We start from the raw sequence: 24039 nt of genomic DNA on the forward strand, positions 1-24039 counted from the left end.
TTCCTTTTTGATTAGATAAATTATACATACTAGTCATCCGCTTTGATACCTGCGCTTTATAAGAAAACCAATAATTACAAGTACAACTCCTATTGCTAAAAAAACTAAGTCGTATAACAGAGGATTTTCAGCTGCTGGTCTAACACGATGAACTTGCAATATATGATGATCAATTATTCCTTCGACAATATTGAATACTCCACCACCTATAAAGACGCCACTGCTGAAAATCATCCAGCTATGCCCCAGTTTATTATGTCGTGCATCCTGAAAAATTTTAACCCCACCCCAAATAAGCAAAGCCGAAAATGCAGCAGTAAATAACCCATCGGTAATAATCTCAAGCTTAATGTTAGGATTAAGTACCATATGATGCCATTGCAACAGCTGATGAAAAACAATTCCGTCAACAGCTCCCAATAATCCCAATCCAAGAATAACAGCTGCAATGAATAAATTTTTATCTTCTTTAGTCAAATATATCATCCTTTAAATGGTAGTTCGCTACTTCGATTAATGCCCAAAATGAAGAGGAATATACCATATTACGTAAATTTTAAAGAATGGGTTCAAACTTCACCGGGAGTCACAATCCAAAAAAATAGCGCAATTCTCTTTTTAAGAATTGCGCCGAGATTTATATTTATATCTATATCTATTGATTGCCTGTAGCTTCTTCAGCAGTTGACGGTGTTTCCTCATTTGAACCTTTAGCTGCTGAAGCTTCATGATAATACTTTTCTCTTTGAGAACCAAAATGATCAGCATTTCCACGGGATACATAACTCTCAAGCATTGCCTTCAAATCCATTCCCGTTGTTTCTTTTAATGATTCCTGAATACCGAGCATCGTTGACGTCACACTGTTTGTTATTTTTGATGTACCACCCTGTGAATTTTCTCCGCCCATATCAATCACTTTCATATCCTGAATCTGTGATAGTGGAGCGGCAACTTTTTCAGCGTAATCAGGCAGCACATTGATAAGCATTTCTACAATAGCTGCTTCCCCATATTGCTCCATCGCTTTTGCCATGCGTTCTTTCGATTCAGCTTCGGCAATACCACGCTGACGAATAACTTCTGCTTCTGACTCACCTTTAATGCGGCCCTTTTCTGCTTCTGCTTCAGCTGCTTTCGTCGTTTTATATGCTTCAGCATCTGCTATTGAGCGGCGACGTTTGTTTTCTTCTTCCTCAAGCTCAACGGCACGCTGTTTTTCAATATATTGTACTTTAAGTTCTTCATCTTTTACCTGCTGGGCTAATTTTTGACGTTCCAGCTCACCAGCTTGCTCTGCATTTGCTCTTGCACGATTGGTTTCTTTTTCAAATTCAGCTTCCTTAATATCTTTGTCGTTCTTGGATTGGGCAATCGCTGTTAAACGGCGATTTTCTTCATCCTGTGCTTCCTGATCATTTTGTGCCTGATAAATGCGTGTTTCTTTCTCCGCATCAGATTCTGCCTGATCTGCAAGCTTCTGTACTTCCGCTATATGCGGGCGCCCTAAGGCATCAATATAACCATTCTCAACATCAACATCCTCAACATCATTCAAGGCAAAAGATGTAATTTCAAAACCCATACCTTTAAGGTCTGCTTCCGCAATTTTCTTCACCTGTGTATTTACTTCTTTAAAATCGTTGTAAATCTTCTCAATCGAAAGTGAAGCGATAATCGCACGCAAATGCCCGTTTAATACATCTCTTAATTCAGATTCACGTTCATTTTGCTTTTTACCAAGGAATTTTTCAGCAAAGTTAGCCATAATCGCTAACTCACTTCCAATACTGATAACAGCTGTGCTGACTACTCGAACTGGAATACCTTCCTTTGTGTATGCTTTCTCAGAGTCAACTTTCAGCTGGAATGACGTTAAATCAATTGGTGTAGCGGTTTGGAACATACGCAAACGATAGCCACCGCCACGTATAATTTTAACCGAACGTCCATTTTCATCCTGGAATACATTTGTATCCTGCTCAGGATCTCCAAGCTTTGGCCCTGTTACAATCAGTGCCTCATTAGAACTTGCTGTTTTATAGCGCAGTCTAAAAATGAAAAACGCTATTGCTCCCCCAATTATTGCTACGACACCAATAATTGCTAAAATCATTAAAAATAATGCATCTTGAAACATGTGAAAAATCCGCTCCCTTATAAATATTTATGATTCAATCCACTATTAAAAATGGCTATATTACAGTACGATTACACCTGTATAAAGTTTCAATATTTGATTAATTTGTTCTTAAAGTACAAATTATTGTTCCTTTAGTAAGAATGTAGCTTGAACTTGCATAACATATTGGCTCCACAACGCGTAATTCTAGTTATTTCTGATTCTTCCATCAGCGATGTAAAGAGAGTTATTGCTTCTTTGGCATATCCTTGACTAAATATGGTTTAACCTTTAACATAGCGATCCGTAATAATTATTTAACAAAATTTATGAGCAAAATTTATGACAATATAAGAATAAAATTATATAATACTCTTGGGAATAACTTTTAACAGCAAAGTCGTCATTACAGAGTTCGAGATTTACGCGAGTTATGAGTACACGACTCTATTCAAAATTCGTGAAATGGTCACTCTTTGTTGCCAACGATGTTATTAGCAAGACCTTACCATATATGATGGTTAGGTCTATTTTTAGCAGTTAAGAAGTTTTCTTAGCAGATAAGAAAGTATAAATACTTTCTTACTGCATAAGTGCAACTAAGGCTTTCGCCATTAAGGCTTGGCGATAAGCCAAGTTTTCTAATAAAACCAAAATGTAAGGAGAGATGTTTGGTTATGAATAATTTCATGATGAATAATATGCCTGCCTTTATTGAAAAGGAAATACAGACAATTACCGATATAGTTAAGCCACAGTTGAAAAAGAGTTCAAGATACCTTTTAATTGCGATACCTTTACTAGCAATTTCATTTACGAATTTGATTTTGTTATTAATCGTAGGCGGATGGAATATGGACAATATGCTTTATCTAGCGTTATACGCTTTAATGGGGGCAGTTGGTATTGCATTATATAAAGAATCGAAACATGTAAAAAAAGAAATGCAGCAGATAAGCATGGAGCATATCATTGAAAGAATCAATAAAAGTGAGCATATGAATGATTATGCTAAGAATCAATACGTTCAGAACATTAAGGCTAAACCCAAATTCGGGTTCCATACCTTTTTAACCTTCTTAACAGAAGAAGATCAGCGTAAACAGCGAATAATGGAAAATTGATTATTATCGAGAACCTTTAGTTTATAAAGGTTCTCTTTTTTCGGCAATTAAGAAACCACCATGGCTGCTGAATGCGCAGCCACCATCTAATTTTTCATATAGCAAATTTGAGTTTAGCGGACACCAGGGACCTTATTTGGCAAAAATCCACAAAAATGGTGGTGTTTGCGGACCACCAAGGACCTTATTTCACACAAATACAGTCAAATAACCATGATATTTGTATAATAAGGGCTTCTGTGTCCAGATAACTTCGAGAAAGTTACTTTTATATAGAAATAGCGTCTCCTGTGTCCGCTAAAATCAAGTTGTAGAGGTATTTTCATACAAAGTATAAATACTTTCTACTGCATAAGTGCAACTAAGGCTTATCTATATTAAAGATGGAGATAAGCCAAGTTTTCTAATAAAATTATTGCATGTTATACCATGCCAAAGCACTTCTTTCTGTTTTCATGACAAATTCTGCTTTTCCATTTATGTAGGACTCCATATCATAGGGATGCTGATCCATAAGATTACGCTTTAAGGTACCATACTCTTTTGCCACGTCTTGGTGAGCACGTAAATAATCCCTAAATGCAAGATGTCGGTCAATGTGTGGACTCCCTGATTCAAAGACATGAATATGGTGTGTTCGATTATCTCCACCCTTCTGAAAATAACGGCGACCTACTATTCCATACTCACCCTTTGCCTCATATCCGATGCCTTCCATTGATCTGTTGTAAGAATCAACTTCAATGATGTTTTTAACAACTGGCATGATGTCAATTACTGGTTTTGCTTCAAGTCCCTGTATTGACGTACTTCCAATATGATGAATTTCTAATACCTCTTGGCCAAGAATTGCCCTTAATTTTTCCGCTTCTTCTTTAAACATCAATGGCCACTGATCATTATGTGGTGTGACTTCTACCTTTCTCATTAAGATACACGCGTGCCATTCTCGACAGGTTCGTCCGGCCTCAGAAGCACTACATCATCTTCACCCGGTACACCGCCTATCACCAGGACCTCAGACTTAAAGCCAGCCACACGCATTGGAGGAAAGTTCACTACTCCTGCTACTTGACGTCCAACTAGCTGTTCAGGTTCATAACGATGTGTGATTTGAGCAGAAGATTGCTTTATGCCTATTTCGCCAAAATCAACCTCCAACTTAATTGCCGGTTTTCGTGCTTCAGGGAAGGGTGCTGCTTTCACTACTGTTCCAATTCGTATATCCAGTTCCATAAAATCTTCAATTGTTGCCAAAGCTATTACCTCCAGTGATTTTTTATTTGCTCTAAGATTTATTTTATCCATAATTCAGCCAAAAAAAGCAGATTAATTATCTTTGTCCTCGGAACCCCAATCATAATCTGATTTCCCCAGAAAGTATAGAAAACCTGCTGATGACAGAATAGCTAAAACTGCTATTATAAAGCCCATTATCAGATCCTTCTATAAAAATATATCTTCAAGCTGTTTTTTATTTGTAACAACGATTGTCTTATTAGAATACATTCCATACTTTTCAAAGAAGTTGGGCTTTCCTTTTTCTTCAAATCGTCTGTTCCATTTAAACATTTTGAAAAATATTTTAAGCGTGGGCGTATAATTTGATTTTTCTAAGCCAATTTTCTGTAAGATAAACCGCTTCAAAATTCGATAGTTCCTGATCGCATATCTTGTATCTAAAAAGATAATCATGTCTGCATTATCAAAACTTTTCGATACCCATTCTTCGTTATGAACACCTTCAATTACCCAAGCATCAGAATCGATTAAAGTATTTAAATATTCTTCTCTTTCTTTTTCAGATCGTCTTATGTCTCCAGCTTTGTGTCTTTTCCATACAACATTATCCAATTCATGAAAAGGAACTTCTAACCTAGATGCTAATTTTTTTGCTAATGTCGTCTTTCCACTTCCAACTGAAACTAAAATATGTATCTTATTAGGAAGGTTTTTGGTTTCCATACTTTCTGCACCTGCTTTTATTGTTTAAGATACAATACCCTATACTCTTCATCATAATAGATATCATTGATAATGAGTGCACGTATTTCCGTGCCGAATACTTTAAAGCCTAGTTTACTATAAAGTTTCTTTGCACTTTCGTTCGTTGTTACGACCGTTAAATTAAGATTTTCTATTGTTTTCATTGATTTTGCGTGGTTGATTGCTTCTAATAGAATTTCATTACCAACACCTAATCCACGCATTTTAGGACTTACATACATTGCAAATATGTTTGCTTTATGTCTTAGTTTCAACGGCGCTTCCTGCATTAAAGTAACAACACCAATTAGATCATTATTATGGAATGCTCCAAATGTGAAGCTCCCCTCTTTTGATAGGTTCTTTGCTACACCTTCGACTGGATTTTCTCTGCTCATAGCCTCTTCATAGCTTGTAGCAAACGCCTCTGGATTTTGTTCTAATGCTTCTAATCTTAAATCCCAGTATTTTTTTGCATCTGATGCATCTAATAGTCTAATATCCATAAGTTCTCCTTTGTCGATTTTCAGTTACATAGCCCCTCCACCACCGAACGGACGTCTCCCTCTTTCTTTTTCAACTGCAATTTCCGTTTCTTTTTCCTGTTCTGTCTTTTCACGATGTGGATTTTTACTACGCTTTTTCTTCTTACGTTTGTCGAGAAAAATCATAAAAAAAATAAATATAACCAAGAATATTCCCCATAAGACATTTGAAATCACTCTATCACCCCCATAACTTTCACTAAAATTATCCCTCCACCATGGCTTGGTATACTAATTCTTCATCATTTATTTCTACTATTACTGATGAAGGGGGATACTCACCATAATCCTTACCATTCGACATAAAAATTTTAGTTCCTTTTGGAAGTTTGGTAGTTAGAAAACTTGGCTTATCGCCAAGCCTTAATGTCGAAAGCCCTAGTTGCACTTATGCAGTAAGAAAGTATTTATACTTTCTTAACTGCCAAAAAAGTTCCTATACCACCAAGTAGCTGTTGTCTGCTTTTTTATTTCACCAATCTCTTCTCCCTTGGTATATTGATTATCATCAAGCCATTCCCTATCCGAGACATTTGAATAGATTAACCCATCTAACTTAAGGATATCCGCATCAGGGTTTCCTTTTAAAATATCCCTTGCGGTGTGGTTGCCTATACCACCAGAATTGAATGGAAATGTATTAGTTAAGGCTAGGGTTGCCAGAATGCCTAACAAGAGGCACAGGGCTATGTAGATGATTACTTTCAAATCTCCCCCTCCTCATCTTAAAGACTATTTATCTCTGGGCTATTGATCATTTGCATGCAGCGTAACACTTACAACTTCCGGGCGGTTAAAGATTCTCTGAGGAATAATACTATTACCAAGACCTCTGCTAACAATCATTGCAGAGCCGTTTTCAACATATTTTCCTGCTGTATAATTTGGAAATAGGCCTTGGTCAGGAGCAATTTCCACCAATAAACGGTAACCTAAACTGACCACCATGTGCATGACCGGAAAAGGTAAGATCTATCTTATGATCCTGGTATACGGAAAACATTTCTGGCCGATGTGATAAAAGAATTGAGAATTCAGCACTCATCTTAATCTTTAGGCTGTCTATCGATTCACTTACGATACCTTTCTCAGCATAGGAATCTTCAGCTCTTGCAGGGTCATCAATACCCGAAATTGCTATACTACTACCTTTTACCTGAATTAGTTCACTTGAATTCCGAAGCACACTGACTCCCGCACCTTCTAAGTCATTCTCCAGGGAACTATATTCCTCTGACCACCATTCATGATTCCCGGTTACGAAATATACAGGTGCAATTGTAGCGATATTTTCCATTAATATAATACCCGGTTTTTTATTAAAGTCTTTCTGATCGACTATATCTCCGGTAAAAACTATTAAATCAGGATTTTCATTTTTAACACGTTCTACTAATCTCTTTTGATTTTCTCCAAAGGATTTACTGTGTAAGTCAGACAGATGAACAATCCTGTAACCATCAAAGCCTTCTGGCAGTTCATCAGAGTGAACATCTAATTCCGTTGTCGTTCAAACGTTATTTTGATGATAGGAGAGCGCAATTGCGAAAACAATTATTGCCAGTACGAGTAGTAACTTCTTTTTCGTGAAAAATTTCAATTTAAATGCCCTGCCTATCGAGTTAGACTACAATCTAACTGAATTTTATCACAATTTATTTACCCTTGGAATGACTTAAGCGAAAAATACTCTTTAACGACTATTGGGGTGCCGCGTCTTTTACTTTTTCACAGCCATATATATTCTGTATCCATCAGAAGGAAAACCCTTATATGGCCCCCACCATTTTGGATATTTTATTGGTATAATCGTGAGAAGAAAATTTAACATGTTAAACAGTGAAATACCGGCAGCAAACTTCCCTATCTCTGGCTGAGTTGTATATATGGAAATAATATAAAACAGGATTGATAAAAGGAGTGACATTATTGGACCGCCTGCCGCAATAATTCCTCTTTGAAAGTTCGTTTGCTTTTCATCTCCTTTTGAAAAATTACAATATCCGAAAAAAGCTAAAGTAATATGGAAATGCATTCTACCAATTTTAAACACTTCTTTATTACTCTTATTCGCAGGCCCGAGGAAAACTCTTGCATTTTCGCGTGTGAAAGCAATAATTCCAACTGCATGACCGACTTCATGAAGTAAGACAGACAATGGGGTTGCCACTATATAAAAGATAATGAAAAGTATCATTTCCATATGATCACCTAATGCCATGTTCGATATTCTGATCTACGTCATGAAGGAACATTTCTAATATTTTTGTATATAATTCTGGCTGTTCGGAATGAACTAGGTGCGATGCAAACGGAATTATAGATACGTGAACATCCTCTTTCATTAACTGATATAATATAGCACTGTTTGTTTCACCTTTATTCCCTTCACCAACCATATACAGAACGGGTGATTCAATACCAACCAAATCTTTTGTCTGCTGAAATGGATACCATTCTTCATCCTTAGCCATATACAAAAACTGCTTCCAATCAGAACTATGTAGATTGTCAAAGTAATTTACCGTATCGTCATCTAATAATAATTGAGCCTGATGTTCTGCATCTTGTTTATGCATTTCAAGCCAGTTATCTGGTTTTTCCGCCAGAACACCTGAAATGGTCAAACTCCTTACCTTATTCGGATATTTTTTCGCAAAGCATAAACTAACCAAAGCACCTAGTGAGCAGCCCACAATATGTGCAGATTCCACACCCAGATCGTTAAGTGTCTCAGCAACGTCTGAAGCTGAATCATTGAAAAAATTGGAAAAGTCGTTTTCAATTGATTTGCCGTGGCCTCTTAAATCGGGAAGAATTATTTTAAATGTATCCTTAAAATATTCTCTCTGGTACTCAAAATCTGTTAAACCTGTCTGCAAACCCGTATGGAGAAATACAATAGGTTCTCCATCCCCAAAAACTTCAGTATGTAATATCATATCCATTCCCACTTTTCTATTTAATTTATTTTAGAAATTATTGGTTCATACTCGGAAATTATATCTACCTTATGTTCTATACAAGCCAATGAAAAATGCCTCAAACTTTTGTCTGGCAACGTTGATTCCTTTCTTATAAAATCAAAATAACTTGATTTATCATAAATTCGAAATGCCTCACCTATATATACTTCATCATGGTTCCAGATGGTAAAATCATCGTAAATTACGGAATATGTAACATAATTTGGAAAGTCAATCTGTAAGGTTGTCACTTCGCTATCAGGATGAGGATGTATAAGTAAGTCAGTTAAATCCTCACTTGTATTTACAATTATCCTCAACATCACTTCGTTTGTTCTTGGTTCCAGGATACCTTCAAATGAAATATCATAACCTCTGTCCTTTACCAAATCTTCAAATTTCATCACAATCAGCCTTCACTGCTGTTTAACTCTATTCCTCTTTAGTTTAATTAATCTATTTTAGAATCGCTTTTCAGGCATCGGCAAATATTTCGTGAAATAAGCACCTAAAAGCAACAGGAAAACACCAATAGACCAGCTTAATACTCCTATAAAGTTATACCAGTATGCCAAAATGTTTGTAATCGCAACAAGATACAAACATATTGAGGTTAGAGCACTTTTCATCCCTGTAATACCGGATTTTTTTCTTTTTTGAACCACAATATATATGGAACAAACAAGACCAATCAGAAGAATTATCGTTAAAATAACCGGAACCAATGTGATTACCTCCCCCTTTTATACAAATCCTTTCAGGAAACCTTTTACCTGTGTTATAAATTCCATTTCTTGCTCTATATGAGAATAGTGAGCCGAATTTATAAATTCTACATGCCTACTATTTTTTATACCAGTATTAAAAAGTTCGGCTTGCCCAACCGATATCCCATCATACTTACCACTCATAATAAGTGTTGGACACTTTATTTCATTTAACCTGTCACAAATATTATAACTAGCCATTTCTTTATTTTTAACGGGATTCCAAATTAATTGATTGGTTTCAAAATCCTTGCCATTTAATGCTTCGGATAAATATTTGGGATACTCGGCTCTACAATAAAACAAGCTATTGTACTTATTAATAGCTTCTTCCATTTCATCGGATGAAACTTTTACCCCATCGTTATATTTCTTAAGGACTCTTTTTAATTCCTTTGGAAAATATTCTTCTTCAAAATTTAGTCTAGCTTCAGACATTTCTTCCAATCTGCAATACCACTATGTAAAATTAAGCTTCGAGTATTTTCTGGATATTGTAAAGCAATATTTACTCCTAAAATAGTTCCCCAAGAATGACCAAGAATGTGAAACCGGCTTAAGTTCAGCTCGGTCACCACATTATTGAATTGTTTTATAAAATCCTTAATATCCAAAGATGTGAACTGTTCTGACCTAGTTGACTTGCCACTACCTATTTGGTCATAAGCAATGACTGGTCTTGTTTCAGCTACGTTTAAAAGAGGAGTTAGAGTTTTACATGAAAGTCCAGGACCACCAGCCAACAGTATAATGGGTGTTAATTCAGAGTTAGGGTGACGAGGGGTATGAACTTCATAGTAAGTCTTACAATTTTCACTCCCTATAAACCCCTGTGTCCTTTCAATTGAGTTTAAAGATTCATTTTTCAAAACGAATGACCCTCCATTTATATATACTAGACTAACAGTAAGTTAAAAGGAATCTCTCTAATATTTTTACATTGCTATAGATTTTGCTTATATATTTTGTCAGCTCTAGCTACACTAATGAACATTACACTTAATGCAACAACAAATAACACCCAGTAGTTATTACTGTTTGCAGCTAATACTATTGCAATTACTCCTAATATTTTTGATATGGAGAAACCGATCATTGATTTTAAATCTCTTAATACTGGCCAATTCATTTTTCTTTTCCCCATCTATTACTTTATTTCAATAATTACTATTTGCTTTTTTATTTTCTATAGCATCACCATGAAGTACAGAAAATCTAATCAACTAGTGATAATTTACTAGGATTTCTTAAATAACCAAAAAGCATTTTTATCTGGTTTTCTGTATTTCTCCCAGTTGAAAGTTTAGGGAGATTGTTCTCAGAAAAAAATTGTACATCTTTCGTTTCTATCCCAGTATCTGCTTGCCCTCCAATTAGGTCGCATTGAATAAATATTTTGTAATAATGATAAGGTTGAGGTGGATGAGAATGTTTATTCATATCCAGCAGTGCAACTAATTTTTTGGCGACGACATCATAACCTGACTCCTCTTCCACCTCTTTAATAATATTTTCAGAAGGTGATAATCCAATATCACAAAAGCCTCCCGGTAACGACCATTTATCATCAATCTTTTCCCGTACCATTAAAATTTTATCGTCATTAAAAACAGCCCCACGTACATCTACTTTAGGGGTTTGATACCCTGTTTCATTTGTGAACAACTCCTCTATTTTTTCCATTTCCAAATCAGTATATTGCTCAATTATCTCAGCACTAATCTTTCGCAGTTCTTCATATCTTTCAATATCGTACATATCGTTTGAAAACGATAGCCCTGATTGGGATATTGATTGGATTTTCTTTGCCCATTCTAACCATTTATAACTCATTATGAACACCTTTTCCTAAAAATTTTTAATCAATAGCCTAATAGACTTAATTTCTTTATGATTTGGTTAACATGGAACTGGGATAAGCGGTTTATTTCAACACTTTACTGGCTAAATCAGATAAACTATTGTTATTTAATTCACGTATAATTAAAGGTATTTCCTCCAAATCATCAACTTTAAAATCCGCCACAGTATCAGACCCTAGATCATCTCTTTTCCAAATACCTTTCATGCCTGCATTTTGAGCAGCTTTTACATCTTTCTCTGGATTGTCGCCAATAAAAATAGCTTCAGCGGATGAAACATTAAGTTTATCCAGGGCTTTATTGAAAATTTGAGGATCAGGCTTTTTCATGCCTTCCCATTCGGATATAAGAATTGTTTCAAAGTAGTTTTCAATACCCAATGCCCTTATATTATCCATTTGAAATTGCCCTTTGCCATTTGTAATCATGCCAAGAACAAGGTTGCTGCTTCTCAATTTTCCTAACATATTAATGAGATTAGGGAAAGGGATACAGCAGTTTTTAAATTGGCTGATATAATCTTGAAGCAACTCTTCCCACGTTATTCCTGTAATATTAAAATCATCAACTAACTGTTGATATACGGCATCTTTCCAAACGTATCCTTGATTATCAAGCTCTATGAATCTTGCTATGTATTTGTCTTTTGGTACATGGCTTAGCCATTTATCTAATCGTTCGTATTGCTTATCAACAAATGTTTTTACTGATTCATCACGATTCAGCAGAGTCCCATCTAAATCAAATAGGGCAGCCTTAATCATTTTCCCCACTCTCCCACACATTCTCAAACTGCTTGTTTTATTATTTAGCCTTCTAATATTTCGTTTTGAGGATAACCTAAAAATTCTCTTATCTCATCTAAGCATTTTTCATCTGCCCAATGTACGTAATGATGACTGTCTATTTTGAATAGTTTTAGATTACTAGTTGGGTTAATTTTGTTAACTTCATTATCTGTCATACGTGCTCTTTCTTCATCAATATCTTTAAAGGATGCGTATATTAAAAGACAGGGGTGGCTAATTTTCTGGAGTATTTTGGGCAAATTTAGACGATAATAACCGAACATAAGACGTAGACCTTCACCAGTAAAAGGCACTTCTTCCATCAAGGCTTTGTTTATATAGTCAGATTCTTCTAGTTTAAACCTTTCACAAAATTCCCTTAGTTGTTTTTCATTTGTATTTGCATTTGATGAATTATTATCATCATCCGAAATAAAAAACTTCTTAATCCGTTTAATTAGTTTGTCTCCAAGTAGTCTTTCCATTAAACTGATAACTGGTATTACATAGCCAAAAAGGCCAAACTCACTAGTCGGAAATCTGGGTAATTTTAGGTGCCCTTGATCTAACAATACTATTCTGTTTACATACTCTGGGTAAACAGAAGCAAAACACATTGCAATGCCGCCTCCCATTGAATGTCCGATAAGAGTAACATCCTCTAACTTGTTTTGATCAGAGTACTGTTTTACCCAGGAAGCGATTTCAGGCATTGATACTCTGCCTTTTAATCCATCACTCTTACCTAATCCTGGTAGATCCAACAAATGGCATTCATAACTTCCTGCCAATGATTCTGCTATATTCAAACCCTCATTTCCCGAAAATCCTAATGCAGGAAGAAAAATTAAAGGTTTCCCTTGGCCAATTATCACAGAATGATATTTTCCCATTAATAAAAACCACCTTCTTTATTACTGTCACAATTTCTAGATATAGTTTAACACAAATTTTCAGAATACCTTGTAAACTTAGTATCTATTATTTTGGGAACTGATCGGTTTCGCTGTTTTCTAAAAGATTATTGCTTATACCAAGCATTGAGTCTTAGACGCGGTTGATATAAAATGCGACGTCGATACGATTAGAATTATTTAGTGAGAATCTCTAACCACGCAACTGGAATATACTCGCTTTCCGCGGGCTCACCACGAGCCTCCTCATTCGCAAAAAACGCCCACTGTGGGGTCTCTTAGCCTCGCTGTCCCACAGGAGTCTCGCATATTCCAGCTGCTAGTTTAGTGGTTTAAAATCTTGTTTTTATCAAGTTCTAAAGAGCAAACCCTAGCGGAGGAAATACACAAAGACCCCTGCGGAAAGAGCAACAGCTGAAGATCCCGCAGGAAGCGGCTTTTGCTTCAGAGGAAGCTGAAGCGTTGCCCTAAGGTGCGCGAAGTGTATTTCCGAAGCGGTATCATAGCACTCAGCCATTTTTCCATGTTAATTCGCAGTTTATATCAACTGCGAAGATTAAAAGCAGTAAAACTACGAAAAGAGCCTAAATTATACATAAACAAAAGTCCTGTCACCACCAACATAATAAATGCCCCGACAATCACAACAACTTGAATCGAAATTAATTGCGCTGCAACACCCATTACTGAAGTCATTACGATAATTAATATTGCCTCGGCAAGCCCATAAACACTGCCAATTCTGCCCATGACTTCGACTGGAATATTATTTTGATAAAATGTATAGAAGCCTGTATTGGCGAATGCCAGTGAAAAGGACAGGATAAAGAATCCTACTGCCGCTACAAGAAACCCACCGGAGAACGCATAGATAATATAGCCAATGGAAACAAACAAGGATCCTGCCCCAATTAACAACGCAACTGAAATTTTCTTTACAGAAACGGCATTTATTATTGCTCCCACAACAATTCCTGCTCCGGCAATGCTCACAAGAAACCCGTATTTTCCATCCGTTAAACCCAGAACCTCTTTCGCAAATGCTGCCTCGAGTGAATCTATCGCCGTAGCCATCACCATCATGCTGCTAAACAGAAAGTAAATAATCATGACCGAGACATTCCGACGACTGAAGTGCAACACTGCATGCCAGTCTTTTTTTAGTACTGTCATAGAAAACTTTTCCTGATGGATGATTCTATTTTCTTCAAGGTTAGGCATGAGCAATGTGATAAGACCTGACAAAAACAGCGCAATTGCATTGATAAAAATGGCGAAGTGGGGAGTTCCAATGATAAACAACAGACCGGCTATCGCTGGACCAATAAGGAAACCTCCTGAATCAATCAGGCTGCGCAACGAATTGAACCGTTTTCGTTGTTCAATTGGAATCAATTTTGTTATGTATGTCATTGATGTTGGCTCAAATATGGAACTAGCCATATTGATAAAAAACACACAAAAATAAATGAGCCAAATCGTTGAAAAAGCAGGTAATATGGCGATAACCACAGCACGAAAGATATCCAAAAATATCATTAGGTTTCTTTTGTTAAGACGATCTATTAAACTGCCAGACCAACTATTTGTGCAAATTGTTGCCACTGGTTTCAGAATATATAATGCAGCCACAGCTAATGGGGATCCTGTCATATCTAGTACTATTAAATTTAATGCGATTAAGAAAATCCATTCTCCTATATTAGATACACCTATACCGAATAATAGGATTGCGGTATATTTCCATTTCTCCAGTTTCATCAATCCTCACTCCTTTCCCAAAGAACAAAAGCACAAGCGCCTGTTCAGCGCCGTATGGACTGCGCCCGCGCATCGCGGGTGGGTCGACGTTGCCGCGCAAAGCGGCGGTCTTAGTCGATCTCCCTTTTCCCTGAGATAAAGGATACACGAAGAGCGTAAGCGATTCGATGTTGACTTATCGTAGACACGGGGAGGGAAGTCCACTAGGCGCTAGGCGCTGGAGCTGGACGTCGCTTATTCGGGAGTCCAGTTATCCACTGCACTTAAATTTTATAGTTTCCTAAATAGTAAAAAAACTCGCCCTCAAGAAATTAATCTTGAGGACGAGTTAACGCGCATCGCGGTGCCACCCCAGTTTATCAATATGTCACCATATCAAACTTATCAGGTACGGTATGAACTTACGTATACCCTAGCCCTATAACAGGAGCACCTGTCACACTATCCCCATCTGGTTCCAATGTGATACTCAGAGTCTTGCTTCAACATGGTCATTCCTGCTCCTTTTCAGCGACTGGAGCTCTCTTTAAAGAATGAAACATATCTACTCTTCTCGTCAACGCGTTTTTCCGATTTAGTTAAAAGATAGATTATCAGAGTCGAAGTATATTGTAAAGCTATTTTTTAAATAATTGGGTTAACTTCACAATTCATAATTGCTTCAGCATATGAATCCGTTGACTATCTCGTTTAAATGGAGTATATCCGTTAGTTTTATATAGATTAATAGCGCTTGGCCATTCCCTGTTAGTTTCAATAACTATTTTTGAATAACCCATTTTTTCAGCCTGTCTTTCCAGATGGAACAGCATTTTTTGGGCGACGCCTTGTCGGCGGTATTCCTTTTTTACGGACATTCGTTCAATTCTTGCTGTCGACTCGCTTTCCTTTGTTATGGCCCCAGTGCAAATAATACAATCCTCAATTTCTCCTACATAAAAGGCATTGCCATTCTTGTTAAAGTGTCTATATATGTTGTTCAGATCAGGATTCATTGTGTGATCTATAAAACCAAAGTGTTCCTTGAATCCTTCTAGAATTATGTCTTTGGCTGCACCCTGTTGTTGTTCGGTAACTTTTGTGAAATTTACTTCGGTAGTTGTTTTCATAATGCATCACCCTTAATTTTTAGTTGCATTCTGAATAGTCATGGTCAATTATGGTCACCACGCCTGTTTGTTAAAATAAGTTTTCCGACATCGCGTCTGGTCAGTCAATTAAGCTTCCCTCACCATCGTTATAAAGCCTGTGGTATCAGTGTCAAATTCTGTTCGTTTTACAAATCCCAGTTTTTCATAAAGATGAATAGCTCGTTCGTTAAATGTTGCTACTGTTAATCGATGATGTGAATCATTATAGTTTTCATGAATGTATGAAAATGTGAATGAGCAAAACTCAAAGCCATTCCCTTGTCCAGTGCGACTGGGCTTCATCCCAAACCCTACATCCATCATATCTTCATTGTATGCACCAAATTTCCTGCCAGGAGGTACTTGAGCTGATTCACCTATACAAAAATAACCAAATAATTCGTTATCCTGATCAACTATTGCGTGGTATGATCCTCCCAGGAATTCCTGCAAAGTGTCATTAGTCAACTCATTGTTATAAAGATCATACGGTTCAGCATATCTCCAATTGAGTGCTTCGACGGCCCGTTCTTCGTTCATATTTTTTATAAATAATTGCATCTTTGTAACCTCTTTCCTTCTGCTCTAATCAAAAAATTCCATGTGTGGTTTTTCCTGTCTATAATAATTGATTCTATCCTGCAAACTTCCTGTATGAAACTCGAACTTGTGCCCATCTGGGTCGGTAAAATAAATAGACTTCTTGTCCCGCTCGTCTCTTGGACGGCCCGATAAAATAGTTACATTAAGCCGCTCCAGCTTTGCATACATTTCATCGAATTCATTTTCCTCAATCGAAAATGCCATATGTGTATAGGATTCATGTATTTCGTTTCGCGGGATGTCTGCTTCAACATTCAAAGCCAGCCATAATCCATCCAGATCAAAGTAGGCTGTATTTTCCCCTTTCACTAAAAGTTTAGCGTTCAAAACCTCTTCGTAAAATCCTATCGACCGATTCAGATCTGAAACGGAAAACAGCAGATGATTTATTTTCATTAGGGTCCAACTCCAATAACGAGATATAACATATATTCCATGTTATGTTATTAGCAGAATAATTGAAAGGAGAGTTATATGAAAAAAATCAATTATTTCGCTAATCATGGTAACAACCCTAATACTTAGCGGATGTTCTTTTCTCCAGGAAGCAAATGATTCGTTGAACTATGCAACAGAAACAACCGAGTATATAAATGAGCTTAGCACTTTTGCAGAAGAAGCACCTAATCTTGAAGGTCCAGAACTTAAGTCCAGATTAGAATCTTTAAAGGATTCGATTAAGGACTTTATGAAGTTAGAAGCTCCATCAATTGCCGAAGATATTCATAAAGAATTAGAAAACAAGAGTCAAGTGCTGCTTGATGCCACAAACAAGATTTTACAGGACGGGGAAGTAACAATCGAACAGCTGAAGCAATCCGAAATTTATAAGATCATCGATAATATCACAAAGCTTAAAAATCAAATTGAGGATTTGGGATTATAACGGGCTTCAGCATTCTGGTTTTTATTAGAAGACTGATGTTTTCGTGGTTCGCAATTTCCTACATTAAGTGTGTTTCTTTATAGTACTATCGAAATCCAACCACAAAAAGTGGCATCAATTTTAAAAATAATTGATGCCACTTTTTTGCTTTTGGTAACGATTATTATAGTAGAATATTGCTTGTTTTTTTAGCAATATGTAATAAGACGTGTTCCTCTGCTGTTGATAAAGTACTATTAGAGGTGAAAAACATGTATACAGAACTGCTGCAAAACAAAAATATTCGGTACTATCTAATTGGTGGTGGGATATCTCGTTTGGGTGATGTATTATCTGGGATGGCGTTTCTTTTTCTCGCGTATGAGATTACAGAATCAACCATTTATACTACGGCAATGGCAATCGCAGAGACAGCACCATATCTTTTATTTGGCTTAATTGGAGGAGTGATTGCTGATTGGCTGCCGAAGAAAAAACTATTAATTATGCTTGACCTATTACGTATTCCACTTATCTTTTCGATATTTCTATTACATCATTTCAATTTGTTGGATTATTATTATTTACTCATTGTTAGCTTTGCCATTCAAACGATCGGCTGCTTTTTCAATCCGACACACCGGGCTATTTTGCCAATTATCACTGAGCCTGAGGAACGCTCGCTAACGAACAGTTTAAACGATACCCTGAGCCGTGGTGTTACGGTTCTAAGTCCAGTCATTTCAGTTTGGCTGTTAACATATGGTACTATTTATTTTTTCATTATCGATGCGCTAACCTATTTAATCAGTGTCATTTGCCTGCTTCAAGTACATTTCACGGAAACGAAACAAGAAGTGAACAAGTCTGTCAAAGGTGTCTTCCTTGCTATAGCGGAATTCTTTACGTGGGCTAAAAGAAACATCACGATTAGACAACTATTTACTATTACTTTTCTAATCGTATTCTTTAACACTTGGGTATGGGAAGTTGGGCTGTTGCTTGCACTATCAGAAATGAGTGGTAAAAGTGAGGAATTGTACGCTATTCTTCAAGGGGTATTTGGCGGGGCAGTTATTTTAACAAACATTACAATTCCATATTTCATTAAAAAAATGACGATGAAAATCTATCTGACAGGGGCTTTCGTCTGGGGAGCTGGCATCACATACTACGGTGTATTTTATCAGATTGAACATTTCTTTATCGGTGCAATCCTCGTTGGCATCGGGCTACCAATTTCCAGTCTTGCCAGAGTATATCTGATTCAGTCACTTGTCCCTGAAAATAAACTTGGACGTGCATTCAGTTCTAATGCATTCCTGCTTTACCTGGCAAATACTTTCTCACTCCTGTTTTATGGGATGCTTGTATCCTTTGTTCCGATTCAATGGCTAATGATTGGAAGTGGCATAATAATTTTAATAGTAAGCATTGCATTACTATTTATTATTACGATAAAACATACGAAACTCAGTTGGCGTTCTCCCATAAACTTTCTTAAATAGATTATTATAGGAAGAGATATTTTTGAATCCGACTTTGAAAGCAATTGTCAGAATAGATTCTCCCGTTTGAATAAGAAGTTGCTGACTCTTTATCAGACGGTAAAGCTGGAGCCACGAATATGGCGATAAGCCTGTTTGTTTTTTAAACATATGTGCAAACTGATATTTATTTATCCCAGACTGCTCAGCCATTTCAGCAAGTGTCCAGTTCTCATCATAGCCCTCCTTTAAAGCATTGGTTACATTCTCTAGTTCACCAGACACTACCGGTAAATCATTAGAGTGTGAACCAGGACTATTTTGCAACATAAGTATGGCAAGCTGGGTAAGACTATTTTCAATAAATAATTCATTGGACGAAACAGTTATGTATTCACGAATAAAGGATATCCAGTTCACGATTTGCGGGTTTATAGAAGGTAATAATGCGAATTCCGGGTCAGTTAGTTTAAAACCTAGCTGTTCCGCTACTTCCCGTAATAAGGATTGCTCAACCTCCACCAGAAACTTCTCTTCGGTGACATGAAGCTGTTTATGCTGCTGGCCTGGATTTAAAATTAAAGAATTACCAGCATCAATTGATATATCTCGCTGACCTGTTTGATAAAGTCCTTTTCCATATGGTGAAAAAATCAGCTTATAGCATTCGTCACTTCTCCAATTACGCTCCCCCAAACTATCATGACGCATGAGAAGCAAGCCTTTATCGTGTTCTAATATCATCTCGCAAACCCCCTTACCTACAATAAATATGATTATTGGAACCATATTCATTTTAATTCTTCTAAATTACAGAATAACATACTGATTAGCTCTCATTAAAAAAAGCCGCCTCAATGGAAGGCAGCCCATGTTAATTTCAACGACTATAACTCTTATTTTTCCGCTTGTTCATAAATTTTCTAACCATTGGATAAATAATTGGCCCGTATTTTATCAATCTTCTTATAAGCTTTCCCATTTTCAATTCCTCCATTAAGTAATCATTCACAGGTAGTATTCCTTTTAATAGAAGAAATCAAACAAGTTTGTTGGTTAACTTAATATACTAAACGGAAAAAATAGCCACGCATCGTCAACATAGACTACCATTATCCCGCCGATTACGAATCCAAGGACTAGAAATGCAACATAGTGAAGTCCACTTTTTACCCAGTTAAATGAATACGCCAAAGCCAAAACGATGAATACGAACGTCAATCCGACTGTTAGCTGACCGATTGAAAAGCCGCCCAAAAAACTGAAAATATAAGTGCATAAGGCAGAAACCCAATACATTTTAGGCTTGCCTTTAATAGCCAAAACGACTGATATCAATGTGATCAGTACAAACCCGTAGAAGATTAACGTAAACATTGTACTCGCTCCTTATTTATTTTTGCCGAACAAAAGGAACACATCTCCAGCCTATGTTACAGATTGTGCCAATGGTTCCGATATGACATCAATGATTTCCGTATCTTTATATACAAATCGATAACTATAAGTATTCCGCTCATCAAGCATTTTCGGTAAAAAATATTTTATGTTTTCGATCACACCAAAATTTTCATCATGCAGTACCCATGAAAGTTTTTTCCAATCCAATATACCTTCATCAGTGCTCTTCGGTGTAGTATATGTATATGATTCTGGTACCTCTGCAATGAACACATACATACCACCAAGGTCCTTGCCATCTGCTTCCCAACATACATTTCCTTTGTACATAATATTTTTGGGTTCACTTATACCTGTTTCTTCGTCTATCTCGCGCAGGATGCAATCAAGGGCAGTTTCATTATCTTCTACCTTTCCACCTACGCCATTCCACATCCCCATCCAAGCAGGAGACTCTCTGTTCAGCAATAGAATCTCATCTCTTCTTTTTATGAAGCAAATCGTATAGTTAAGCATTCCTTTGTCTCCTTCTCATACCTATTCTTCTTCATACTCAATTAATGCCACAACATTCCCAAATCCAGCTGTTATTTGTATGTTTAAGACCTTAGTTTGCTTTTCATTTATAAACTGATTCACTTTATCTTCTAATCTTCCTGAAGTCATTGCATCTAAAATTTTAACTCTCATTTGATAATCTCCTTGATATTGATTTTGTTTAGCTTGTCATCTTCTCTATTTCATCCTACTAGTTACCCACATTTAAAATGTCCATATAAGGGGTTATGAAATTTCGGTAAACATCAAGTAAATCGTTTGGGAGATGGTTTAATTGAAAAAACTGAACATCTACAGATTCTGTTCTATCTATTTTAATATCGCCTCGAACTTCATCCGTTGTATAGACTGCAGTTACGGAGTAAAATTCATCGCCATTAGCAACCTTTAAATAGTATTCTTCACCTGAAAAAATACCTAGTAACTTTAGATTGCCAATAGTCAAATTGGTCTCTTCTTTGACCTCTCTTCGCGCAGTATCTTCCATACTTTCTCCCAATTCCATAAGGCCACCTGGCAATCCCCAGCCGCCATCTGATCTATGCTGCAATAATAATTCATTTTTGTCATTTAAAATTAATACGACTGCCCCTGGCAATATTAGTGGTCTGTGCCCAACTAATTCTCTTAACTCTTTAACATAATCCATTATTTAAGTTTTCACCCTTTTAATTTTCACAAATTCAATAAACCAGTAAAGTGCAATCCACGGTAAAATATACCAGGTAACCCATTCAAAAATCGGAAGTATACCTATTAGATTGAAGCTCTCAGTAAATATTAGAAAACTTGGCTTATTGCCATGCCTTAATAAGCCTTAGTTGCACTTATGCAGTAAGAAAGTATTTATACTTTTTTATCTGCTAAAAATAAAGAACAAAATTCCTAAGACAATTGTGCCTCGTATATAAAACGGCATTGTAAAATTCTCCTATTTCATCAAGCTAATCTCTAATCGGATCATATCGGTGCATCTAATCCCATCCTCGATAATTTCTTCCTCATAATTTTTTGTAAAAAAATCCTTTTCAATTCCAGTAATTCTGAATCCGCACTTCTGATAAAGGGCCAACTGATTTATACTCGAGTTGCCAGTTCCAACTTCAATATGGGTAAACCCTTGAAACCGTGCGTTTGCTATAGCATGTGTTACTAGTTGTTTGCCGACACCTTTCCCTTGTTCACCCTCTTCAACCGCTATATTTTTAATTTCAATTATGTTCGAATTGATTGGCAGAAGTATATATACTCCTATCAATCTATTATCAATTTTTGCTACATAACACTGCCCCTGCTCTAGGTACTCCTGGATAAGATCTTCAGATGGATCCGCTAAAAGAAGTAAATTCATTGGTGCCGCTTCACTTGATTTTAATTTTTGAATTTCCATTATGATCACCTATTCCTTATCCTTTATATTATTTCGATTTCCGACATTGATTTCCCTCTAATTATGCTAAAATTAAACCTAACCAAAATAGGGGGAAACTGAGTATGGAACAAGAAATGATCTATTTTATTAGTAAAGCACTACCAAAATTGAAAATCCATGGTTATAGGCGCAATACACATGGATGGGATAACGATATAATTATTGTAAACGAAAATACTGTTTTTCGTTTTCCCAAGAATGACAAAGTTGCTGACAGAGTCATGTCCGAAGCCTTGCTTTTGAAGAAATTAAATAGGCATAAGCCCTTCGTGACAATTCCAGATTACACACTGTTATATGATGAAAATAATAAACTAAGATGTGTTTATTATGAATACATTGAGGGGCAGCCACTAGAGCAACAACAAATTAATGATAGAAACGCAATGCTGCTTGGTGATTTTTTAACCAAGTTGCACAGAATGAATCATCCGAAGTTAAGCACTCTCCATACATACGATTACTGGAACGACTTATTTACATCTGTAAGGGAGAATGTTTATCCAGAGTTAAGCGAATTCCAACAGCAAACAATCACTTGCGTATTTACCAGATTTTTAGATACACTTCCTACCCTTTCATATCCAACAACTGTAATTCATGGTGACCTTTCAACTTCGAACATCATCTGGAATGAGGGTGAAGTTACAGGAATTATCGATTTTACCGATGCACAAATTGGCGATCCAGCTTTTGACTTTGCGGGTTTCTATTGGGAATTTGGGCCTGAATTCACGAAAAAAGTATTGTCTTATTACGAGGGTATTGAATCAAAAGAGTCTATCTTTGAAAGAGTAGAAAGTTTCTATGGATTGCAACCTGTTTTTCATGAACTTTTACATTCGATTCATAATGACGAAATCGTCGAATGGGACAGTGCATTATGGAGATTTTTAAACTTGAGTAATTTATGTGGGGCCTGATAGAAGGTCCCCCGCATGGTTTAAAATTTCACCTATATACCTTTCGTATTCATTAAAACAATTCGCCAACCGTCCGGGTCTTCAATCGTTACTCTTCTTTCCTTCCAATAATCATTTTCAGGTAGGACACCAGGATAACCCATACTATGTAATCGATTCGCTACATGATCAATCTTACTTTTTTCCGGAATATAGAAGACTAGCAGATTATCTTCTGTTGGTGCAGGACAAGGACTCCCATCAGCATGTTTAGTGAATTCAAGATGATAACCTGCATTTGGCAACCCTAATATAACACCTGTATATCCGTCTGGATTCGCAAAGTCGGTTAACCGTTCTAAACCAAGACCTTGCTCATAAAAATCGATTACTTCATCAAATTTGTCTGTTGGCCGTGCAATTCTAATTTGCGCTGCTGAAAAATCATTGAACTCCATCCTATCGCTCCTTTATTTGTCCCAACTCTATTCTGTTTCCATCTGGGTCCAGGAATACTGCAATAATTCCCCATTCAAATTCAAGACGTTTATTTAAGAAAGCAACTCCATGCTTTTCCAATATTGAAACTTCTTCGTCCACGTCATTCACGTCAAGCCGCAGTACAACCGGATTTTGCTGCCTGCTTTTTTCATTTTCAGAACTGAATCCGCCTCTTTCGACCATAAGATATCCATCAGAAACATTAAATGATACTAAGTCCGCTTTTTCAAAATTCACATTTAGTTGAAGTACATTTTTATAAAAGTTGATACACGCTTCGTATTGTTCGACAAATAATATCGTACCAAATTCCTTGAAATTCATT

36 protein-coding genes and 1 other annotated feature are annotated in these 24039 nt (G+C 36.5%); of the genes, 4 read left to right on the forward strand and 32 right to left on the reverse strand.

The features are described from left to right. Positions 1 to 33: 33 nt before the first annotated feature. Positions 34 to 477: a DUF2243 domain-containing protein gene (locus BMY13_RS16900; protein ID WP_245736142.1), complete on the reverse strand. Its 444-nt coding sequence runs from the start codon at positions 475 to 477 to the stop codon at positions 34 to 36. A gap of 178 nt (positions 478 to 655) precedes the next feature. Continuing rightward, positions 656 to 2140, reverse strand: a complete 1485-nt coding sequence (locus tag BMY13_RS16905) for a flotillin family protein (protein ID WP_092506062.1) — start codon at positions 2138 to 2140, stop codon at positions 656 to 658. A gap of 659 nt (positions 2141 to 2799) precedes the next feature. Here BMY13_RS16905 and BMY13_RS16910 point away from each other — a divergent pair. Then, positions 2800 to 3246 carry a DUF5392 family protein gene (locus tag BMY13_RS16910; RefSeq protein WP_092493323.1) on the forward strand — a complete coding sequence of 149 codons (447 nt, stop codon included), beginning with the start codon at positions 2800 to 2802 and terminating at the stop codon, positions 3244 to 3246. Positions 3247 to 3658: 412 nt separating this feature from the next. On the opposite strand, the gene BMY13_RS16915 is transcribed toward BMY13_RS16910, so the two are convergent. The 22 genes from BMY13_RS16915 to fosM all read right to left on the reverse strand — a co-directional run bounded on the left by BMY13_RS16915 (position 3659) and on the right by fosM (position 16964). After that, positions 3659 to 4174, reverse strand: a complete 516-nt coding sequence (locus BMY13_RS16915) for a GrpB family protein (protein ID WP_092506064.1) — start codon at positions 4172 to 4174, stop codon at positions 3659 to 3661. Further along, entirely contained in the window at positions 4174 to 4503 is a 330-nt protein-coding gene (csaA, locus tag BMY13_RS16920; RefSeq protein ID WP_092493321.1) for a chaperone CsaA, read from the reverse strand. Before csaA ends, BMY13_RS16915 begins: the two co-directional genes overlap by 1 nt. Before the next feature lie 189 nt (positions 4504 to 4692). Continuing rightward, positions 4693 to 5211 carry a shikimate kinase gene (locus tag BMY13_RS16925; RefSeq protein ID WP_092506066.1) on the reverse strand — a complete coding sequence of 173 codons (519 nt, stop codon included), beginning with the start codon at positions 5209 to 5211 and terminating at the stop codon, positions 4693 to 4695. 17 nt (positions 5212 to 5228) lie between these two features. Then, a complete protein-coding gene (locus BMY13_RS16930) occupies positions 5229 to 5738 on the reverse strand; it encodes a GNAT family N-acetyltransferase (RefSeq protein ID WP_092506068.1) in 510 nt (169 codons plus the stop codon). Positions 5739 to 5762: 24 nt separating this feature from the next. Further along, positions 5763 to 5954, reverse strand: coding sequence for a SelK/SelG family selenoprotein (locus BMY13_RS16935; RefSeq protein ID WP_092493319.1), 192 nt, complete (start codon positions 5952 to 5954; stop codon positions 5763 to 5765). Positions 5955 to 6194: 240 nt separating this feature from the next. After that, complete coding sequence (locus tag BMY13_RS16940; protein WP_092506070.1) at positions 6195 to 6485, reverse strand: hypothetical protein; 291 nt, start codon at positions 6483 to 6485, stop codon at positions 6195 to 6197. 39 nt (positions 6486 to 6524) lie between these two features. Further along, positions 6525 to 6698: a phosphoesterase gene (locus tag BMY13_RS19815; protein ID WP_245736143.1), complete on the reverse strand. Its 174-nt coding sequence runs from the start codon at positions 6696 to 6698 to the stop codon at positions 6525 to 6527. Further along, positions 6679 to 7254: a metallophosphoesterase gene (locus BMY13_RS19820; protein ID WP_342729419.1), complete on the reverse strand. Its 576-nt coding sequence runs from the start codon at positions 7252 to 7254 to the stop codon at positions 6679 to 6681. Before BMY13_RS19820 ends, BMY13_RS19815 begins: the two co-directional genes overlap by 20 nt. A 243-nt stretch (positions 7255 to 7497) precedes the next feature. Further along, the gene (locus BMY13_RS16950) at positions 7498 to 7980 is read right to left on the reverse strand and encodes a site-2 protease family protein (protein WP_175476853.1); all 483 of its coding nucleotides are present in this window, start codon (positions 7978 to 7980) and stop codon (positions 7498 to 7500) included. A gap of 4 nt (positions 7981 to 7984) precedes the next feature. Continuing rightward, complete coding sequence (locus BMY13_RS16955) at positions 7985 to 8719, reverse strand: alpha/beta fold hydrolase (protein WP_092506074.1); 735 nt, start codon at positions 8717 to 8719, stop codon at positions 7985 to 7987. A 20-nt stretch (positions 8720 to 8739) separates the two neighbouring features. After that, positions 8740 to 9147 carry a hypothetical protein gene (locus tag BMY13_RS16960; protein WP_092506076.1) on the reverse strand — a complete coding sequence of 136 codons (408 nt, stop codon included), beginning with the start codon at positions 9145 to 9147 and terminating at the stop codon, positions 8740 to 8742. 57 nt (positions 9148 to 9204) lie between these two features. Next, positions 9205 to 9468 (reverse strand): hypothetical protein, encoded by a 264-nt coding sequence (locus BMY13_RS16965; protein WP_092493313.1) that lies wholly within the window; start codon positions 9466 to 9468, stop codon positions 9205 to 9207. 18 nt (positions 9469 to 9486) lie between these two features. Then, positions 9487 to 9957 carry an alpha/beta fold hydrolase gene (locus BMY13_RS16970; RefSeq protein WP_092506078.1) on the reverse strand — a complete coding sequence of 157 codons (471 nt, stop codon included), beginning with the start codon at positions 9955 to 9957 and terminating at the stop codon, positions 9487 to 9489. After that, complete coding sequence (locus BMY13_RS16975; protein ID WP_175476854.1) at positions 9930 to 10379, reverse strand: alpha/beta fold hydrolase; 450 nt, start codon at positions 10377 to 10379, stop codon at positions 9930 to 9932. The genes BMY13_RS16970 and BMY13_RS16975 overlap by 28 nt, the downstream gene beginning before the upstream one ends. Before the next feature lie 74 nt (positions 10380 to 10453). After that, a complete protein-coding gene (locus tag BMY13_RS16980; RefSeq protein WP_092493311.1) occupies positions 10454 to 10639 on the reverse strand; it encodes a hypothetical protein in 186 nt (61 codons plus the stop codon). An 86-nt stretch (positions 10640 to 10725) separates the two neighbouring features. After that, a complete protein-coding gene (locus BMY13_RS16985; protein ID WP_092506082.1) occupies positions 10726 to 11343 on the reverse strand; it encodes an NUDIX hydrolase in 618 nt (205 codons plus the stop codon). A 91-nt stretch (positions 11344 to 11434) separates the two neighbouring features. After that, a complete protein-coding gene (locus BMY13_RS16990) occupies positions 11435 to 12136 on the reverse strand; it encodes an HAD family hydrolase (RefSeq protein ID WP_092506084.1) in 702 nt (233 codons plus the stop codon). A gap of 44 nt (positions 12137 to 12180) precedes the next feature. Further along, positions 12181 to 13053 (reverse strand): alpha/beta hydrolase, encoded by an 873-nt coding sequence (locus BMY13_RS16995; RefSeq protein ID WP_092506086.1) that lies wholly within the window; start codon positions 13051 to 13053, stop codon positions 12181 to 12183. A gap of 564 nt (positions 13054 to 13617) precedes the next feature. Continuing rightward, positions 13618 to 14835 (reverse strand): MFS transporter, encoded by a 1218-nt coding sequence (locus BMY13_RS17000; protein WP_092506088.1) that lies wholly within the window; start codon positions 14833 to 14835, stop codon positions 13618 to 13620. A gap of 316 nt (positions 14836 to 15151) precedes the next feature. Continuing rightward, positions 15152 to 15404: a binding site (T-box leader), on the reverse strand. A gap of 81 nt (positions 15405 to 15485) precedes the next feature. Further along, on the reverse strand, positions 15486 to 15944 hold the full coding sequence (locus BMY13_RS17005; protein WP_092506090.1) for a GNAT family N-acetyltransferase: 459 nt from the start codon (positions 15942 to 15944) through the stop codon (positions 15486 to 15488). A gap of 108 nt (positions 15945 to 16052) precedes the next feature. Continuing rightward, positions 16053 to 16526 carry a GNAT family N-acetyltransferase gene (locus BMY13_RS17010; RefSeq protein WP_092506092.1) on the reverse strand — a complete coding sequence of 158 codons (474 nt, stop codon included), beginning with the start codon at positions 16524 to 16526 and terminating at the stop codon, positions 16053 to 16055. A gap of 24 nt (positions 16527 to 16550) precedes the next feature. Beyond that, positions 16551 to 16964: a FosM family fosfomycin resistance protein gene (fosM, locus tag BMY13_RS17015; protein WP_092506094.1), complete on the reverse strand. Its 414-nt coding sequence runs from the start codon at positions 16962 to 16964 to the stop codon at positions 16551 to 16553. Between the two features lie 163 nt (positions 16965 to 17127). Between fosM and BMY13_RS17020 the strand changes: the two genes are divergently transcribed. Both BMY13_RS17020 and BMY13_RS17025 read left to right on the forward strand, forming a co-directional pair. Then, complete coding sequence (locus BMY13_RS17020; RefSeq protein WP_175476855.1) at positions 17128 to 17454, forward strand: DUF6376 family protein; 327 nt, start codon at positions 17128 to 17130, stop codon at positions 17452 to 17454. A gap of 251 nt (positions 17455 to 17705) precedes the next feature. After that, positions 17706 to 18941 carry an MFS transporter gene (locus BMY13_RS17025; protein WP_092493303.1) on the forward strand — a complete coding sequence of 412 codons (1236 nt, stop codon included), beginning with the start codon at positions 17706 to 17708 and terminating at the stop codon, positions 18939 to 18941. On the opposite strand, the gene BMY13_RS17030 is transcribed toward BMY13_RS17025, so the two are convergent. From BMY13_RS17030 to BMY13_RS17050, 6 genes are all read right to left on the reverse strand, one after another. After that, positions 18876 to 19664 (reverse strand): helix-turn-helix transcriptional regulator, encoded by a 789-nt coding sequence (locus BMY13_RS17030; protein WP_175476856.1) that lies wholly within the window; start codon positions 19662 to 19664, stop codon positions 18876 to 18878. The two genes, BMY13_RS17025 and BMY13_RS17030, sit on opposite strands and share 66 nt — an antisense overlap. A 312-nt stretch (positions 19665 to 19976) precedes the next feature. Then, on the reverse strand, positions 19977 to 20297 hold the full coding sequence (locus BMY13_RS17035; protein ID WP_092506098.1) for a hypothetical protein: 321 nt from the start codon (positions 20295 to 20297) through the stop codon (positions 19977 to 19979). A gap of 51 nt (positions 20298 to 20348) precedes the next feature. Beyond that, positions 20349 to 20837, reverse strand: a complete 489-nt coding sequence (locus tag BMY13_RS17040; protein ID WP_092493300.1) for an NUDIX hydrolase — start codon at positions 20835 to 20837, stop codon at positions 20349 to 20351. 21 nt (positions 20838 to 20858) lie between these two features. Beyond that, entirely contained in the window at positions 20859 to 21011 is a 153-nt protein-coding gene (locus BMY13_RS19580) for a hypothetical protein (RefSeq protein WP_175476857.1), read from the reverse strand. Positions 21012 to 21069: 58 nt separating this feature from the next. Further along, entirely contained in the window at positions 21070 to 21528 is a 459-nt protein-coding gene (locus BMY13_RS17045; protein WP_092506100.1) for an NUDIX hydrolase, read from the reverse strand. Between the two features lie 282 nt (positions 21529 to 21810). Continuing rightward, complete coding sequence (locus tag BMY13_RS17050; RefSeq protein WP_092493298.1) at positions 21811 to 22269, reverse strand: GNAT family N-acetyltransferase; 459 nt, start codon at positions 22267 to 22269, stop codon at positions 21811 to 21813. A gap of 104 nt (positions 22270 to 22373) precedes the next feature. On the opposite strand from BMY13_RS17050, the gene BMY13_RS17055 reads away from it, so the two are divergent. Next, complete coding sequence (locus tag BMY13_RS17055; RefSeq protein ID WP_092506102.1) at positions 22374 to 23234, forward strand: aminoglycoside phosphotransferase family protein; 861 nt, start codon at positions 22374 to 22376, stop codon at positions 23232 to 23234. A gap of 32 nt (positions 23235 to 23266) precedes the next feature. Here BMY13_RS17055 and BMY13_RS17060 read toward each other — a convergent pair whose 3' ends face one another. Both BMY13_RS17060 and BMY13_RS17065 read right to left on the reverse strand, forming a co-directional pair. Then, the gene (locus tag BMY13_RS17060) at positions 23267 to 23671 is read right to left on the reverse strand and encodes a VOC family protein (protein ID WP_092506104.1); all 405 of its coding nucleotides are present in this window, start codon (positions 23669 to 23671) and stop codon (positions 23267 to 23269) included. A 1-nt stretch (position 23672) separates the two neighbouring features. After that, a complete protein-coding gene (locus BMY13_RS17065; protein ID WP_092506106.1) occupies positions 23673 to 24038 on the reverse strand; it encodes a VOC family protein in 366 nt (121 codons plus the stop codon). Between the last annotated feature and the right edge of the window lies 1 nt (position 24039).

Source organism: Virgibacillus subterraneus (assembly GCF_900110695.1).
Taxonomy (GTDB): Bacteria; Bacillota; Bacilli; order Bacillales; family Amphibacillaceae; genus Lentibacillus; species Lentibacillus subterraneus.

Coding starts and splice junctions, on each gene's coding strand:
- BMY13_RS16905 (WP_092506062.1), bottom strand. CDS start 2,140: ATGTTTCAAGATGCATTATTTTTAATGATTTTAGCAATTATTGGTGTC.
- BMY13_RS16910 (WP_092493323.1), top strand. CDS start 2,800: ATGAATAATTTCATGATGAATAATATGCCTGCCTTTATTGAAAAGGAA.
- BMY13_RS16915 (WP_092506064.1), bottom strand. CDS start 4,174: ATGAGAAAGGTAGAAGTCACACCACATAATGATCAGTGGCCATTGATG.
- BMY13_RS16925 (WP_092506066.1), bottom strand. CDS start 5,211: ATGGAAACCAAAAACCTTCCTAATAAGATACATATTTTAGTTTCAGTT.
- BMY13_RS16930 (WP_092506068.1), bottom strand. CDS start 5,738: ATGGATATTAGACTATTAGATGCATCAGATGCAAAAAAATACTGGGAT.
- BMY13_RS16950 (WP_175476853.1), bottom strand. CDS start 7,980: ATGGAAATGATACTTTTCATTATCTTTTATATAGTGGCAACCCCATTG.
- BMY13_RS16955 (WP_092506074.1), bottom strand. CDS start 8,719: ATGATATTACATACTGAAGTTTTTGGGGATGGAGAACCTATTGTATTT.
- BMY13_RS16960 (WP_092506076.1), bottom strand. CDS start 9,147: ATGAAATTTGAAGATTTGGTAAAGGACAGAGGTTATGATATTTCATTT.
- BMY13_RS16980 (WP_092493311.1), bottom strand. CDS start 10,639: ATGAATTGGCCAGTATTAAGAGATTTAAAATCAATGATCGGTTTCTCC.
- BMY13_RS16985 (WP_092506082.1), bottom strand. CDS start 11,343: ATGAGTTATAAATGGTTAGAATGGGCAAAGAAAATCCAATCAATATCC.
- BMY13_RS16990 (WP_092506084.1), bottom strand. CDS start 12,136: ATGATTAAGGCTGCCCTATTTGATTTAGATGGGACTCTGCTGAATCGT.
- BMY13_RS16995 (WP_092506086.1), bottom strand. CDS start 13,053: ATGGGAAAATATCATTCTGTGATAATTGGCCAAGGGAAACCTTTAATT.
- BMY13_RS17000 (WP_092506088.1), bottom strand. CDS start 14,835: ATGAAACTGGAGAAATGGAAATATACCGCAATCCTATTATTCGGTATA.
- BMY13_RS17005 (WP_092506090.1), bottom strand. CDS start 15,944: ATGAAAACAACTACCGAAGTAAATTTCACAAAAGTTACCGAACAACAA.
- BMY13_RS17010 (WP_092506092.1), bottom strand. CDS start 16,526: ATGCAATTATTTATAAAAAATATGAACGAAGAACGGGCCGTCGAAGCA.
- fosM (WP_092506094.1), bottom strand. CDS start 16,964: ATGAAAATAAATCATCTGCTGTTTTCCGTTTCAGATCTGAATCGGTCG.
- BMY13_RS17025 (WP_092493303.1), top strand. CDS start 17,706: ATGTATACAGAACTGCTGCAAAACAAAAATATTCGGTACTATCTAATT.
- BMY13_RS17030 (WP_175476856.1), bottom strand. CDS start 19,664: ATGATATTAGAACACGATAAAGGCTTGCTTCTCATGCGTCATGATAGT.
- BMY13_RS17035 (WP_092506098.1), bottom strand. CDS start 20,297: ATGTTTACGTTAATCTTCTACGGGTTTGTACTGATCACATTGATATCA.
- BMY13_RS17040 (WP_092493300.1), bottom strand. CDS start 20,837: ATGCTTAACTATACGATTTGCTTCATAAAAAGAAGAGATGAGATTCTA.
- BMY13_RS19580 (WP_175476857.1), bottom strand. CDS start 21,011: ATGAGAGTTAAAATTTTAGATGCAATGACTTCAGGAAGATTAGAAGAT.
- BMY13_RS17045 (WP_092506100.1), bottom strand. CDS start 21,528: ATGGATTATGTTAAAGAGTTAAGAGAATTAGTTGGGCACAGACCACTA.
- BMY13_RS17050 (WP_092493298.1), bottom strand. CDS start 22,269: ATGGAAATTCAAAAATTAAAATCAAGTGAAGCGGCACCAATGAATTTA.
- BMY13_RS17055 (WP_092506102.1), top strand. CDS start 22,374: ATGGAACAAGAAATGATCTATTTTATTAGTAAAGCACTACCAAAATTG.
- BMY13_RS17060 (WP_092506104.1), bottom strand. CDS start 23,671: ATGGAGTTCAATGATTTTTCAGCAGCGCAAATTAGAATTGCACGGCCA.
- BMY13_RS17065 (WP_092506106.1), bottom strand. CDS start 24,038: ATGAATTTCAAGGAATTTGGTACGATATTATTTGTCGAACAATACGAA.